Origin of the sequence: Clostridium thermosuccinogenes (genome assembly GCF_002896855.1) — a bacterium.
Lineage (GTDB): Bacteria > Bacillota > Clostridia > Acetivibrionales > DSM-5807 > Pseudoclostridium > Pseudoclostridium thermosuccinogenes.
In genome coordinates this window covers 664,163-678,993 of record NZ_CP021850.1, presented here as the reverse complement: position 1 = coordinate 678,993, position 14,831 = coordinate 664,163, and the positions used below count along the sequence as shown (strand labels likewise).

The window sequence follows — 14,831 nt, the reverse complement described above, 5'->3', positions numbered from 1 at the left end:
AGGCAAGCATTAATGTAAAATAACCCATGAATAGAGCAATAGGGTAATTATCGGGAGGTAATTTGAATGAAACATCTGATCAGCTTATATGATCTTACAGTAGAAGAAACCGAAGAAATATTAAAGCTCTCCGGGAAGCTTAAAAAGGAATTAAAGCAAGGGATACAGCACCACATTCTGAAAGGCAAAACCCTCGGCATGATTTTTTCAAAGTCATCCACCAGAACCCGTGTTTCCTTTGAAACCGGCATGTATCAGTTGGGAGGACATGCTCTGTTTCTGAGCTCCAATGATATCCAACTGGGCAGGGGCGAATCAATATATGACACCGCCCAGGTGCTTTCCCGTTATATAGACGGAATAATGATAAGAACCTTTAAGCAAAGCGATGTGGAGGATCTGGCAAAATACGGCTCCATTCCCGTCATTAACGGATTGACGGACCTGATGCATCCCTGCCAGATTTTAGCAGACTTATTCACCATATATGAACACAAGGGTACATTAAAAGGTCTGAAAGTGGCCTATTTAGGTGATGGCAACAATGTGGCCAACTCCCTCCTGCACGGTTGCGCCAAGCTGGGAGTGAACATATCGGTTGCCTCCCCCGAAGGCTATAAATGTGATCCCCAGATAGTCGAGGAAGCCCTCAGCGATGCAAAGAAGTCGGGCTCCGAAATCGTTCTGACGGAAGACCCGGTCGAAGCCATCAAAGACGCTGATGCCGTCTACACCGACACCTGGGTGAGCATGGGCCAGGAAAGTGAAAAGGAGCAAAGGATAAAGACCTTCATGCCCTATCAGGTGAACAAGGAGTTATTCTCCAAAGCAAAGGAAGATGCGATTTTCCTCCACTGCCTGCCGGCATACAGAGGTTATGAAGTGACCGCCGAAGTCATCGACGGACCCCAGTCCGTTATATTTGATGAAGCGGAAAACAGGCTCCATGTGCAAAAAGCAATAATGGCTTTGTTAATGAAATAGCCGCCTTAAGGTTAAGGAACCGTCTTCTCCTCCGATATTATCACTTATTTTTCCGGTTCCTTAGCCCTTTTCCTTTGACTTAAGTATAAATCCGGCCAAAGCAGCAGCTTTAATTAAACACCTTAAGGCTAGGCAATCAAAAGCCACGCATATCTATTGAACTCTCAAATACACATGCGAATTTATATAAACTGCCAAAGCAATTTTCATACAAATTTCATCATAAAAAGAGGTCTTGGAGATGAACTATTCATTTATTATCAGACGAGCTACAATTGAAGATGCCGGTGCCATTAAGAGCATTATAGAAGAATCCTTTAAAAAATATATGGAAGTCACAGGGTTGGAAGGAACAATGGAAGCCCTGGAGGAAAGCATTGATGTTATAAAAAAGGATATTGAAAGCAAGGAAGTTTACATAGCTTTAATCGATGATGTCCCTGTGGGCACGATAAGAATTCAATTTTTGCCGGACAACACCGCATATATAAGCAGATTCGGAGTACGGCTCGATTACCACAATATCGGTATCGGCAAAGCTTTGATGAGCCTTGCCGACAAGGTGATAAAAGCCCGGGGCGTCCGCAGGGTTTATCTGCATACGGCTGCAAAACATAAGGATCTCGTGCGTTTTTATTATGGCCGTGGCTTTTATATAGATTCTACCACCAAGGATAGAGGTTATGTACGGGCGCTTATGGTGAAGGAGTATTAGTTGTGACGATGTAAAAATTTTTGTTTTGTAAACATCAAATAAACTCGTTCCATTGCAAATAAAGTCGTTCCGCTGAAAATAAAGTTGTTCCGTTGGAACAGGGTTAAGGGAATAGGTTTAAGGGATAAGGATGTTATCCAATAAAACAAATCAATCCTTTGTAATCCAGTTATTATACCGGTTACAAAGGATTTTATATTTCTGTCATTATCCCTTTTCCCTTAATCCTTATCCCTTTAAAACCTCTTCTATGGAACGACTTTATTTCCTAATATCCCTTCCATTTTTCCCATTTAATTCAATTTAACCATCCATTTTTCAGAACATCTTTATTTGCATCCATTTTATCCCATCCATCAACCATGCGGGTTTGCGGAGTTGGGGAGGGAATGAGTTTATTTTATATTCACATAGATAGGACTAAGGATTTAGGGGGTAAGGTTTAAGTTTTGCAAAGAAAATAGTTTAAGTTGTTCCAAAATGAAAATAATGTTGTTCTAAAAAGTAAATAAAGTCATTCTCTAACACCATAATGCTGTAAGCCTTGGAATACCAGTATTTAAGGGTATATATGATATCAGGAATTCAGGATTGCAGGCTATAAAAATGCAGGCAAATACTCTTAACTATGCTTTATGTTAACAATACGGAACGACTTTATCGTACGTGTTTAATTATTTACGCTGTTTTGTTATCATTTTGCTTTAAATAAACAAGTCATAAGTTGTTCTAAAATGAAAATAAAGTCTTTCCCTGACCTCAATGTGCTGTAAACCTTGAAATATAAGGGTTATAGGGTACAGATGTTATCAGGGTTTCAGAGTTATAGACTATAAAAATATGAATAAGTACGCTTTGATATGATTTATGTTAACAACATGGAACGACTTTATCATATGTATTTTATTTTCTGCGCTATTTTTTGTTGTTTTATTTTGTGAATCAAATAACTCTTAAGTCGTTCCTAAATGAAAATAAAGTCGTTCCAAAGTAAATAAACTTATTCCAAAAAGAAAATAATGTCCTTCCAAAAATATAAGCAAAGTCTAATGGGAAGAGTTCTGCTTGGTTTATATGTATTGAAATGTGATTTAAGTTCTTTATGCTGCATTATAAGAATATTACGAACCAACCCAACTATAAATTGGAATTTATCAATGAAATTACTTACTCAAAATATAGGAAACCATAATACAACACACTCTTAACGTGGATGTTTTTTTATTCTTTTTTCTTCTTCTATCCATTCTTTTTCATATGATTCTTTATATCCATATGTCCCACCACTCGCATATTTTCTCATTAACCCCACTTCAAACAGTCCATCCCAGCGTACATGTATATGTTCAAATTTATGATAATTTAACTCATCTGTACATAGCGGTATAACTGCTTTTTTATCATTAGCATTCATTAAGTAATATGGATATTGGCACTTTAAAACAACCTTATTCTGTTCGATTTTCTCCGAATTTTTATTCCAGCACAACAACAAAAACTGTACACTATTAAACCTAAACAAATATGAAAATTTCAAATCAGGAAATTCCTCCTTTTCTACAGTTTCATTAAGAAAAACCTGACCCGTTTCATAATCAATATTTCTTATTGTACTATTTGAATAAAAGAAGGGGTCTTTGCACCATCGCAATTTCAGATTTCCAAACATTGCATCAGGCATAGGAGACACATTAATCGCCAATCCACATAGTACTGTCACATTTTCCTTCGGGACATTATCGCATGCGTTCATAAGGTAATAAAGCATTTCTTTGTCATAAAATGAGCAATCTTCTTTATGAGACCGCATATCATTAAATGCATATTTTAACAGCATTTTTTGAATCATCACATAATCATATTCGATTTCAACTATATCATTTTCGTTGTATTTTCTCGTAAAATATCGGCTAATAAATTCTTTTGCATAGTTATCAATATAAGAGATTCTATTTTTATTGCAATCTTCACAAACATCTTTGACCACCGGGTCTGCCTCGTGAATCACATGTCTTGCACCATCAAATGTTAAATAGCATTCTGGAAATAAATTAAGAATTGCACGTGAAATAATATGTTCTTTAGTTCCTTTTGCTTCTTTTCCGCAATATGCACATTTCAATTTCAAAACTCCTTTCAATTTCACAAAGAAATTCCTGCTTATCTGCCAATCATATAAATTTCTTATTTCTAAATTTCTTACTTCACAATATTCTACTAATCTGTACTATTTACCTTTATTTTACACTATATAACCAGCAAAAGCACCTACTTTCTTACACCTTACTACCTTTCACCCAACTCCCCTAACACCCTCTTAATCTCTTCCACAACCTGCTTCCTATATCTATTACCTACACCTGTCATGGCAGTAATATTAGTAACAGTCAATGCCTTGCCTTCTTCATTAAGTTTATCAATTGCCCATTGTATACGCCTCTTGTGCAATTCCATAGGAGCCTCTATAACAGAATTGATGAATGACTTGGTTAGTGGTAATTTATCTAGTTGCAAATCGAAACTCTTAAGTCCTGACTTAGTTTTAATCAACCGCAGGCTGATTCTCTGAGGTTTTTCATCACTTTCTAATATTTCCTGAACAGTTTGCTTAACATGCTGTAAGATTTCCTTGTCCCTAATTTCCCAATCAACATTACTGTAAGCCTGAACGTATTTCTTTGCAGGAGTATTTTTCTCCCACCACTCCCTATCATTCCTGCATAACCAGGTACAGGTATATTTACCCAGCCTCCGTAATTCAAGTCTGCCTTTGTCTGGATTTTCCCTGACTATCTGAAGCCACTTTTCCCTGTGATACTGTCTTTTTACTTCAAACTCCGCAGAAGCAACACTATTACGTTCTACTAACTTTTTGCTTTTTTCCTGTCTTTTTTCAGAAATATACTTTCTTACAGTACTAATATCTGCATTAAGTCTTACTGCAATTTCCTGAATACTTACTCCACTTTCATGCAATTCATGAGCCTTAGCCTTCCATACATGTCCATACTCTACAACCCTGACAAATCTGCGCCGCCCCTTACCCCTTTCTCCTTGTTCTCTTGTAACTGTTTCCATATATTCATATCCGCAGGGACATCTGAAAAAACCATTAGTGTTCTTATTTCTACGCCTATACTTTATTTCTACGTCTTTTATTACAGGTTCAAGAAAGTGGTCAGCAGCAGGATTAAGACATACCCAAGGTCCTTCTCCGAAAGGTCTGTAATTTAACTCTTTTATAAAAAGTTCTTCTACTCCTATTCCTAAAAATCTTGCCAGCATCAGGTGCCGAATTGGATACACTGCCTTCGCATCGCTGTGCGTAACTTCCTTCAGCCACCTTCCCTGTTCCTTATCCCATACATTTGAATAGACAGCATTCAGAAACTCAAGTCCGTAGAAATTTATAAAATCCCTTTTTACTTGTTCCCAATACACTTTACCATTTACATTAGCATATCCTAATTCCTTAAACCGTTCTAAATACTGTTTGGCAAACCATTTAAACGGCTTATATGGATACCGGTTCTCAAGCAATAATCTTGCATCTTGAGCAATGAGTACAAACTTCTCTATCGTTTCAGGTTTGAAATAAAGTAATTCATTATTAATGCAGTTATCAGCGTCAGCAGGTACATAGGCTTGTGGATTATGACCCCGCACTAAAACAGTACTATTATGAAGAATCGCTTTATGTATAGGACACACCATTACAAAGGGTATCTGATGCAACCTGTGCCAATATCCTTCACCATACAATTTCTGCTCTTCTTCGAAGCATTTGGGACAAAATCTTAAATATTGGTTTAGTGGAATCCTACTGCCGATAATACCTGCTTTACCATAAATTTTGCTTCCACCTTCAGACAGCATTAATTGTTTTACTTCTTCTGCCCGTTCTTTTGGAAGAAATGCAGTAAAGAATGGGTACAGAGTATGATTATAAATCAAATCATCAGCAGTATAAGGACAATTCACAGGTAGGTTAGATACCAGCGAATTCAAATTAAAAGGCATTTCCATTACAGCCCTGGAACTACACTTTCCAAATATGCTCTCCATGATAGTTTGATAACTTGTAATCCCACAGCGAACACTATAGCGTGCCAATACACTATAAAGGATTTCATCAGGATATGGGGTTGGAAAAAAATGCATCATTTAAATTACACCGCCTTGAACAAAGTGTCATTCCTCTCTCCTTTGATATATCCCTTGTCCTTTAGCGCATCATATGCCGATTTCCCCTGATTTCTACCTTCCTCCACAATATAGCGTAAGTCATTTTCTGATTTCGGAGTAGTCTTCACTTTTTTAGGCTTCTTTTCCGTTGTGTTTCCTGAAAGAACCTGAATTGCTTTTATAACGAGTTGTCCTTCATCTATATTATGACCTTCTGTTTCAAGCACTGCTTCAACGGCTTTCCTGGCTTTTGAGACTTCAATACCAAGTTCCACTAACTTGCCAAGAGCCTGCTCCATTTTTGAAGCCTTATTTTCCTTTTCCCTTTTTTCCTTTTGCTCTTTCATTGCCTTTATCCTCATCCGCATTTCTACTGGCAGTTTCTCCTGATTCACCAACTTACCATAATCGACTTCAGCCGTGCAGATATCGGAATATTTAGCAATCTCCCTCATGTTTTCAGACTTCAATGCCAAAAGCATCGGCCTTACCAATTGGAAATGTTCTCTCGCCACCTGCCGTATTAGTTTTTCATTGACCTGCTCTTTTCCTGTGGAAATGGCAACAGTTTGCGCCATAACAATGATTTTACAGATAATATCGATTATTCCCTGGGATTCTTCATACAGCAATTCCTGCATGCTCTTTGTAAGGACACTTTCCTTCCGTGTCCACTGGTACTGCCAGAGGGAATTAAGCAGTATTTCGAAGTTTTCATCATTCTGCAAACGTTCCCATATCATATCCCCCTGGCCCGAACCTCTCCTGGCTTGTCGGAATTCACTTTGTAAAATTGACATAGCCTTGGGATTCCCGATTAAAATTATGGGCACTCCAGCAGTGTTGACAAGAGTTACAAAAAAGTTAAGCATCCTTTCGTCACCAAGGCCTCTTGCACCGCACAAATGCTGGACTTCATCAATAATAAGTAGGCCCAACCCTGTATTCCTTACCACCTGACACATAAGCGTCAGCATATAATCAACAGACTTTCTTGAATTAGCAACCTTCTTATAAAAGTCTGTCCCCATTAGTTGGTCTACTTTGTTAAAAAAATCAATACAGAGTCCTTTTACGCTTCCATCAAAGGGGGTGTCCAACTTTAACCATACTAATTGATAAAAACTGAATCCCTGTTCCTTATACCTGCTATGTACAATTACTTGCGGATACATGGATAAAACCCTATTAATTGATACAGATTTCCCCATACCTGATACGCCAATGATAGTAAAACCACAAGCAGTTGTCCTAAACTGCTGATTGGCATTAATGTCGCAATTCTGTACAGCCCTATATCCATCCTTTAAACTTATTACATATTCTTTACTTATAGGGTTCCTCGGTAAGTATCCCTGCCGTATGACTCTTGAAATCCTGCTTTCTAAATCTAAATGCTGGGGTAGAGGCTGGAAGCACTGAAAAAGTTTTTGGGTAAGATGTATCCTGTAGTGTGCATCGAGATTCCGCTCCTCTTCACTGTACGGCGGATAAACGGCCAACTTTTCGACCACTTCTTCAGGAGCATAAATAGGCGGGAGTGCCTCTATAAAAGGATTCCCTCCATATTCCCTTATTACCTGCTCCCTGTAGACTGCCTCTTCCCCCTCCGCACCATTGGGTATTATCACTTTTCCCATAGTTTTAAAATCCCCCCTTTGTACTATCAACCTCTAAAATAAACTTACCTTAACCCTTTAGCCTTTTGACTTTATACCTTAACCTTTTACCTTCACCCTTTAATCTTTATTCCCTAACCTTCCCAAACGCCTCCCTCTGTTTTCTTCTCAATAAATCCAGAGGATTGGATGGTAACTCTTCTTCCAGTTCATTAAGAGAGATTATCTCTGCATTCTTATTATTAATTTGCTTATCCAATTCAAAAGCCTCTATCTCCCGATTTATCTCCTTTTCAACCTGCCTGTTTTGCCGTATGTTTTTCTTCCTTTGCGCATCACTTTCTGCTGATACTAAAAGTTCTTTATTTGTTTTGCTTTTTGCCCCTTCTACTATTGTTTCTATTTCTGTTATTAAATCAGCCTTAGCCTGCAGCCCTTCATCAAGACCTTTAGCCTTTTGCATCTTTTCCCACTCCATCAGGTATTCAATTTCTTCGATGTACTTACCCTTAAAGGCTATCTGATATTCCAGCAGGTAGCATTTCTCAAACTCGGTAGCGGATTTCTTTATATATATGTAATTCATGTTCCTTGGGTCATAGGATACAGGCACTTTCCAACTTCCACTGCTGCGGGCTTTTACAAACCACTGCTCTTTCATGCTTGATTTAGAACTATAGAATAACCCCTTAAACCGTATCCCCTTTGCAGTAACCACACCGACATCTGACGGCATCAGGTTAAGTTTCACGACTTCCTCATCTACATGCCGAAGTTTTCCCATTCGGTTAGCAATACCCCAATTCCATATTTCTCTTGGAATAGGCTCCACTTCGTCTGCCACCATCATTTCATCTTTGTTGTAATTGTCAATACGATAATGGTTGTTGTGGAATAACGCACATTTTATAATAATGGCAGTAAATTGCATTAAATCAAGTTTCGCATCAAGCCTGTAATCTCTCCCGCCTCGCTGCATAAAATCTGTATTTACCGCTCCAGGAAGTAATGATTTTGTACGCTCATTGGTCAATTTAAAATATCTTTCTACTAACGGCTTCCAGTCAGCCCTGAAAGGCGGGGTATTCTTTACCGTAATCCCAAGATTCATAATCAAACTCTCTGCATTGTCTGAAAGCATTTCCCCTCGGTCTGCCAAAATTGCCTGAGGGAGATGATGTACAGGCCACTCTTCTTCCTGAATATCTATACCATACTGACTACAAAAAGAGACTTTGTTTCCAACAGTGTTTGCAAGAGCCATTGCTGCTCCAATCCATGAAGGCCCTTCAAGACCTACATAAAATCCTACAATTAGTTTAGAAAAGCAGTCCTGGACGATATATAAAACAGGCCTGCCAATAATATGTGTCCTGTTGAAACGGGAAACCAAATATACATCAGCCACAGTTGCATCAATTTGGAATACCGAACCAGGTCCTATGGCATCCGTGCTTGAACTTCCCAGCACAGGACGGTACTCCTGTTCATATTTCTTCGGGCTGTAACGGGTTGAAACCTCCCGTTTGATATTACGTTCTTTCTCAAAAAAGTAACGGAACTGTCCAAAAGTAGGAATCTCAGAAGATGATTTCAGAAGGGGTATTTTCTTCCCATCCACCATTCTATGGCCATCGTTAAAATACTCCTTTAGCATCAGTTCATAAGTCATAGTCAAAGAATGCTTGGCAGAACTATAGTAGAACCTGTTTATTGCAATTCTGAATATGCGCTTTATTTCTTCGTCAACATTAATACCATCGCCGACAATATCTGCATGCTTTCTTGGACGTCCGCGCTTTATGCCTTTGGAATTCCTTTCTTTCCCCCTGCCACCACACCGGTCATAGTCAGGCAGCAGTGCATTTACTATCTTGCCTCTTATCCAATACCGTTTCAAATATTTATAAATTACTTTCTCTGAAAGTCCGTATTTTTGTGCAACTGTTTTTACATGTTTAGCCCTTTCCCTTGGATAATAAATTTCAGGTTCTAAAATAACTATACTTGATATAGCCTCCCACGCTCTGTCCCTTATGGCTTTAGCCTTCTCTGACAGTAATACCTCATCAACAACTCTTGAAAACGGGTCTTTATCAAGCATTATTGCTTCCTCTGTATCCAAGGCTACTTTGTACTCGCTTATTGTCCTTGCATAAGGAAGTTTATTGGCATTTACATCAATGACATAAGTTAAATCACTTATCTCATCTAACCATAGAATCCGTTCTATTACGCTTACTCCCTGTTCCTTGGTTCCTATCCACTCAATTAGAACATTAACCGCCAGCACTCCGCATTCCCTCCTCCATATCCCTAACAATTTGAATACTGTTTGCTGGAGCATTTAAGTCTATTGGTGTTTCCATATCAATCTTAATCGCTTTCATGGCAATCAGGTAACGGAACAGGAACAGTCCTGTCCCTGTATCAAGAGCATAATCATAGTCAAAATCAGCAATTATATTCCTAATAGGTTTTGCACTATTAACAAGCCTGAACTGAAGCGCTGAACCAAGTTCAATGATATCTTCCTCGGCAAGTCCTGTATCAGGCAACATATGTATAGATGAAAGTGCCCATTCTATGTTTTTGGCTTTATCACGGTTTATGTCTTTCTCAGTCACAATAGCCCAGTCTACGCCTTTTATTTGCCAGTATTTGCGTTCCATTTCCAACTTTTCAAGCGTTGTTTTCCTCTCAAGCATTTTTGAAGATTTAACACTTCTGGCAGCATATGAGGTTTTTCCATTTTTCACCTTAACGGTAATTAGGAATGTTGTGGTCAAAACATATGGACAGCCAGTTTTCTTGTCAACAAACAAATTCTTGCTGAAATCCTGTTTATCATGAACAACCTCATCCAGGTCCAGCAATGGATAAAACTCCCGAATATCGGTTATTTTGTTTCCTTCGTCAAATTCTAAAAGGTAAAAGTACCATGTCTCAATATCCGCCATAAAATGATGAATCCTCCCGGTTTTGATGCCTTTAAGACGGCTACACCTCCCCCTTGATGAAAAATCAGTTACAGTAAGCCAGGGCTTGTAATCCTTGCCTTCCCCCTGTCCTCTTCCTTCCTGTATCCATTTTTTTAATTTATTTTCATCCCAATCTATTTTCCGTTTAGCCATGCAGATACCTCCTGAGTTAGGAATTAAGTATAAAGGATTACGGAACAAAGGAGAATGATATTGCAATGTAATTCATCCACCACTTCCTTAAGTCCCTTACCCCTTGCCTCTAAAACCTTTTTTATAATAAAACTCTTATCCCTTTTCCCTTATTCGTCTATTCCCTGAAAAACAAAAATGCCATTGACATCAGTTGGACACCTCTATTGGTGACTGTGTCAATGGCACTTAGTCCATTTCCCTTAAACCTATTCCCATTATATCATGGACCGACTTTATTTTAAACGTAAAATCTGACTTGAAATAATATGCAGTAGTCGGATAAAATTCTGTGCAACCAACATAAGGAGGCATTTTATGAGGTATAGTGTTTTTTTGACTATAAAATTGGTAATACTCATGAGCATGTTTTTGTTGCCATTTACCATTATTGCAGAAAATATGTTTATCCGCTTTATTGCAGGCTCCCTACAAGGCATATTCCTTATTATGCTTCTTTCTTTTACCATAAAAGTCCAATCATACTTTAAAAAGGATAAGAAATATTAAAAAATAAGAAAAAGGTTTTGGTAGGCTTAAAATCTACTAAAACCTTTTTTACTATAGTTCAGTATATTCAAAAAATTAAATGTATCGTGCTGTCCTTTAACATTTCTAAAAATGCTGCATTATCTATCAATTTGTCTTGCTCCTCAATTGAATTATCCTGTTTTTTTCTCGTAAATTTTATTCTCCTCGTCTGCCTGTAACTGTCCACAAAAGCATCAATATTTTCTTCGTTTATATACCCAAGCCTTGTCCATTCATAAATCAAAAAGTCATTCGATTTGAAAGTTATGGAAGTATTGCTCCTGTCTTTAAATCGCTCATCTCTATAAAGCATTTCTTTAGCCTTAGAAACAAATTCATAGGTATCCCTGTCACTGCTGAAGATAGTTATAATATCAATGCTTCCACTGTAATAATAGGAAAGGATATAACTTAAAACGGCAATAGATATCTCTCCTGCATTCTTCTTCTGAATTCTTCCGTTTGAAAGTTTTCTTTGGTCTAGTCCCTCTTCATAAAACACGCTAAGCCATTCCTCATAAGGGTCTAAATCCTCTATAGGCCTATTTTTTAAGATGTTTTTCTTGATAAAACTAACAAGCCTGCTCACATTGTAGCAGCAATGCAAAAACAGATAGTATAATTCTGCTTCTTTGTAATCCACCAATGTTAAATAATCAACTTCATCTATAATTTGGACCTTCGAATAATGTTTTAAATCATTTATGTAACTTTTTCTATTATCACTATCACAGACCTCAACCCATACCCATTTGGGGATAAGAATCATATCATACTGGCTAAATATCTTTTCAGGGCTGACGCTCTTGCGTACCCATGTTAAAAATTCAACAGAGTTATTATCCAGGATGCAAACTTTGAGAGACATGCCCGTGGAAAGGTATTTTTTTAATTCTTTTATGCCTTCTCCTTTCATTTGGCAAGTCCCTCCACTCCTTTTTTAATTTTATTCTTTAGCGTGAGCAGAAACTGATAATTATCTTTATGATGGGAGACATCTGGGTTTTCTTTCATAACACTTTGTATTTTCTTCTCCAAACCACCTAAACTTACAACATATGAGGGTTTCACTAACTCTGCATCCAATTCCAAATCTATAAATTTTTGCACTAAGTTCTCAGGTTTATTATCAAAATGCTCAAGAATTTTTTCTTTTAAATCCAAATCATTATATTTTGTAACGGCTTCTTCAAACAGTTCTATCAGTACTGCCTTATATGGTGCCTTATATACATCCATGCATTTTATGACTCTGTCGATAAAATCTTCATCATCTAATGAATAGTAGTAATCGTACACATTGCCAAAAATCATTTTTGCAGCAAAATAATCTGCTTTTCTTTCATTTAAATCCATATCAACGGCAATGTTATGGGTCTCATCCCTTAAACTGAGGTCATAGAACAAATGATATATTTCATGCCATGCCACAAAATATTGATAGACACGGGGCTGGGCTGTATTGATAACTGGTATTTTAATATTTCCCTTTGTAATAATAGCCCCGCCCCAATACTCATCATCAATGGGAATCTGGATTAAATGCTTCTCTTTTAATACTGAAAAAGACAGTTTATCCTGTCCCGTTACCCTCGACTTATTAAATCTGACTGTAAAATCATTTGTTAATCTTAATATATCATCTTTAATCAGGTTATTTTTTTCAATAACCTGCTCAAGATTATTACTCGTTATTAATTCCGACATAATCTGCACCTTCTTAATTGTAATACAGTTCGCACATATGAACTATATCCTCTAAAATACCAAACATCTCTTGAGCATTAGGGTTCAGGGCATGATTCTCTGGAGCATTGTCAGATAGAGCAAAAACAAGTTCCTTTTTTGCATTATACTTTGGAACATAGTTAAGTAGTTGTTCTCCATCCATGCCCTGTGTTTCCAAGATTTTTCGAACATGAGTTTTAAATGTCGCAAGGCTGTCGACTTCTCCTTTGATTAATTTATCTAAAGTAGGTCTTGAAATATTGGTAAGTCTTGAGAAGGAAGACTTCGTATATCCGTTGTCTTTAATGATACTCAATATATTTTTGCCAATTAGTTTTCTATTTTCAAATAATAATTCCATACACATTTTTTACACCTCCTACTTTATTATACACCAAAAGTGTAAAAAAAGATACGGTTTGTAAAAAAAAATTTTACGAATTTTAAAGGTTGACTTTTTAGTAATAAAATTTCCTATAAGAAAAAAGCATCAGCAGAATTTATTTCCTGCTAATGCCTTTTACCTATTACCTAATGAAGAATGCAACCTTTTATTCTGTAATTCTTAATATAATCCCAGTATGCCTTTTCTTCATCCCGTTCTAACATTTTTAAAATGCTCTCAATATAATCATAAAAATCCTTGTATGTCTTGCGGATGGAAGGCCGCAATTCTTCTCTCAGATGCGGTAATAAATAATTGCAAAACACCAAATCCCTTAAGACCAGGAATTCTGCAATACTTGTTTCAATAATAACTTCTTTTTTATTGTAAGGTTCGGCTATAAGAATATACAGTTTAACCATTAACATCTCGGCATTGCCTATATATTCATATATTGCAAAGTTATTGACTATCTCTTCTTCATTACCTAATATTTCACGAAGTCTATCTACCTGCTGCAGCAATGTGAATAGTAATCTCTTAGAAATTATAATTTGAATATTTTCCTCATTGAACTTCGAATAAATTTCTTCCGGTTTTATAAGCATATAATAAGCCCTCCTTAGCATTATAAAATTCCTATTTTTAAATCTCACATAATATAAAGAGGGCTACATACTGGTATCAAGTTTTATAATCAGTAAAATGGAGGATATTTCATATTTCTTATGTCCAGTGCTTGTCTACCCCCCTCAAGTATATTTAGTACTTTTTCGCTTATTCCAACTTTATCAATAGAACCTGAGCAACTAACATAACCATTTTCACCAGTAGATTCAAGGATAATTATATTCTCTGCATCTCCTGATATCGGAATATTTGGGTTATGTGTAGCAAAAATTAACTGTCTGCTATTTTTTATTTTTCTAAACTCTTTTACCAAACTTGAGTAAATATAAATGTTGTCCAAGTCATCTTCTGGTTGGTCTATAATTAAAGGTCTATTATCACCCAAATCATGTGCAGCGGTAACAATCATGAGTAACATAGCCACTGATTTTTGACCCATTGAAAGCAATTTTCTTGGCAGAAATCTCTGCTTTTTACTTATTCCTGTATTTACATTGTATTCATATTCAATTTTATCCTCTGGGAAAATTGTAAAAATCCATTTATCTAATACTGGCCTTATCCATTTGATTAACTGTTCAGCATCACTTTCTTCAAGTCCATAGCATTTAGCCAATTCATTGGACCTATTATACAAAACATATACTGGGAAAAGCCACTCTCCATTTTCTAATTTAACTTTCCTAACTACTTGTGTTAGCCATTTTTTCAAAAGAATTTGTTTTTCGTATACTATATTAAAATTCCTCCTGCATTGATTTACAGTATCATCAATAATTCTCTTTTTATCTTTTTCAGTGAAATCTTTCTCAAGCCTTAATCTTACATGTCCATCTAGAATTTTATTTACTTTATTAATTATATTCTGTCTCAAGTTACAG

12 protein-coding genes are annotated in these 14,831 nt (G+C 36.7%); 2 read left to right on the top strand and 10 right to left on the bottom strand.

Annotated elements, in window-relative coordinates; translation table 11 throughout:
• The first annotated feature begins 66 nt into the window (after positions 1 to 66).
• Entirely contained in the window at positions 67 to 984 is a 918-nt protein-coding gene (gene argF / locus CDO33_RS03050; protein WP_103081890.1) for an ornithine carbamoyltransferase, read from the top strand.
• A gap of 241 nt (positions 985 to 1,225) precedes the next feature.
• Positions 1,226 to 1,699, top strand: coding sequence for a GNAT family N-acetyltransferase (locus tag CDO33_RS03045; protein ID WP_103081891.1), 474 nt, complete (start codon positions 1,226 to 1,228; stop codon positions 1,697 to 1,699).
• A gap of 1,204 nt (positions 1,700 to 2,903) precedes the next feature.
• On the opposite strand, the gene CDO33_RS03040 is transcribed toward CDO33_RS03045, so the two are convergent.
• The 10 genes from CDO33_RS03040 to CDO33_RS02990 all read right to left on the bottom strand — a co-directional run bounded on the left by CDO33_RS03040 (position 2,904) and on the right by CDO33_RS02990 (position 14,824).
• Positions 2,904 to 3,845 carry a hypothetical protein gene (locus CDO33_RS03040; RefSeq protein ID WP_242973911.1) on the bottom strand — a complete coding sequence of 314 codons (942 nt, stop codon included), beginning with the start codon at positions 3,843 to 3,845 and terminating at the stop codon, positions 2,904 to 2,906.
• Between the two features lie 140 nt (positions 3,846 to 3,985).
• Entirely contained in the window at positions 3,986 to 5,860 is a 1,875-nt protein-coding gene (locus tag CDO33_RS03035) for a TnsD family transposase (protein ID WP_242974860.1), read from the bottom strand.
• Positions 5,861 to 5,868: 8 nt separating this feature from the next.
• Complete coding sequence (locus CDO33_RS03030; RefSeq protein ID WP_103081893.1) at positions 5,869 to 7,524, bottom strand: ATP-binding protein; 1,656 nt, start codon at positions 7,522 to 7,524, stop codon at positions 5,869 to 5,871.
• A gap of 106 nt (positions 7,525 to 7,630) precedes the next feature.
• Positions 7,631 to 9,796 (bottom strand): Mu transposase C-terminal domain-containing protein, encoded by a 2,166-nt coding sequence (locus CDO33_RS03025; protein WP_103081894.1) that lies wholly within the window; start codon positions 9,794 to 9,796, stop codon positions 7,631 to 7,633.
• Positions 9,783 to 10,463 (bottom strand): TnsA endonuclease C-terminal domain-containing protein, encoded by a 681-nt coding sequence (locus CDO33_RS03020; protein WP_242973912.1) that lies wholly within the window; start codon positions 10,461 to 10,463, stop codon positions 9,783 to 9,785. Before CDO33_RS03020 ends, CDO33_RS03025 begins: the two co-directional genes overlap by 14 nt.
• A 790-nt stretch (positions 10,464 to 11,253) precedes the next feature.
• The gene (locus CDO33_RS03010) at positions 11,254 to 12,123 is read right to left on the bottom strand and encodes a hypothetical protein (protein ID WP_011837975.1); all 870 of its coding nucleotides are present in this window, start codon (positions 12,121 to 12,123) and stop codon (positions 11,254 to 11,256) included.
• Complete coding sequence (locus CDO33_RS03005) at positions 12,120 to 12,914, bottom strand: ImmA/IrrE family metallo-endopeptidase (protein ID WP_103081896.1); 795 nt, start codon at positions 12,912 to 12,914, stop codon at positions 12,120 to 12,122. Before CDO33_RS03005 ends, CDO33_RS03010 begins: the two co-directional genes overlap by 4 nt.
• Positions 12,915 to 12,927: 13 nt before the next feature.
• A complete protein-coding gene (locus CDO33_RS03000) occupies positions 12,928 to 13,302 on the bottom strand; it encodes a helix-turn-helix domain-containing protein (RefSeq protein WP_103081897.1) in 375 nt (124 codons plus the stop codon).
• Positions 13,303 to 13,466: 164 nt separating this feature from the next.
• Complete coding sequence (locus CDO33_RS21100) at positions 13,467 to 13,928, bottom strand: hypothetical protein (RefSeq protein WP_192875016.1); 462 nt, start codon at positions 13,926 to 13,928, stop codon at positions 13,467 to 13,469.
• Between the two features lie 89 nt (positions 13,929 to 14,017).
• The gene (locus tag CDO33_RS02990; RefSeq protein WP_133158696.1) at positions 14,018 to 14,824 is read right to left on the bottom strand and encodes an AAA family ATPase; all 807 of its coding nucleotides are present in this window, start codon (positions 14,822 to 14,824) and stop codon (positions 14,018 to 14,020) included.
• Between the last annotated feature and the right edge of the window lie 7 nt (positions 14,825 to 14,831).

Excerpts from the sequence above, each read along its gene's own strand:
- argF (WP_103081890.1), top strand. The coding sequence starts at position 67 with ATGAAACATCTGATCAGCTTATATGATCTTACAGTAGAAGAAACCGAA.
- CDO33_RS03045 (WP_103081891.1), top strand. The coding sequence starts at position 1,226 with ATGAACTATTCATTTATTATCAGACGAGCTACAATTGAAGATGCCGGT.
- CDO33_RS03035 (WP_242974860.1), bottom strand. The coding sequence starts at position 5,860 with ATGCATTTTTTTCCAACCCCATATCCTGATGAAATCCTTTATAGTGTA.
- CDO33_RS03030 (WP_103081893.1), bottom strand. The coding sequence starts at position 7,524 with ATGGGAAAAGTGATAATACCCAATGGTGCGGAGGGGGAAGAGGCAGTC.
- CDO33_RS03020 (WP_242973912.1), bottom strand. The coding sequence starts at position 10,463 with ATGGCGGATATTGAGACATGGTACTTTTACCTTTTAGAATTTGACGAA.
- CDO33_RS03010 (WP_011837975.1), bottom strand. The coding sequence starts at position 12,123 with ATGAAAGGAGAAGGCATAAAAGAATTAAAAAAATACCTTTCCACGGGC.
- CDO33_RS03005 (WP_103081896.1), bottom strand. The coding sequence starts at position 12,914 with ATGTCGGAATTAATAACGAGTAATAATCTTGAGCAGGTTATTGAAAAA.
- CDO33_RS03000 (WP_103081897.1), bottom strand. The coding sequence starts at position 13,302 with ATGTGTATGGAATTATTATTTGAAAATAGAAAACTAATTGGCAAAAAT.
- CDO33_RS21100 (WP_192875016.1), bottom strand. The coding sequence starts at position 13,928 with ATGCTTATAAAACCGGAAGAAATTTATTCGAAGTTCAATGAGGAAAAT.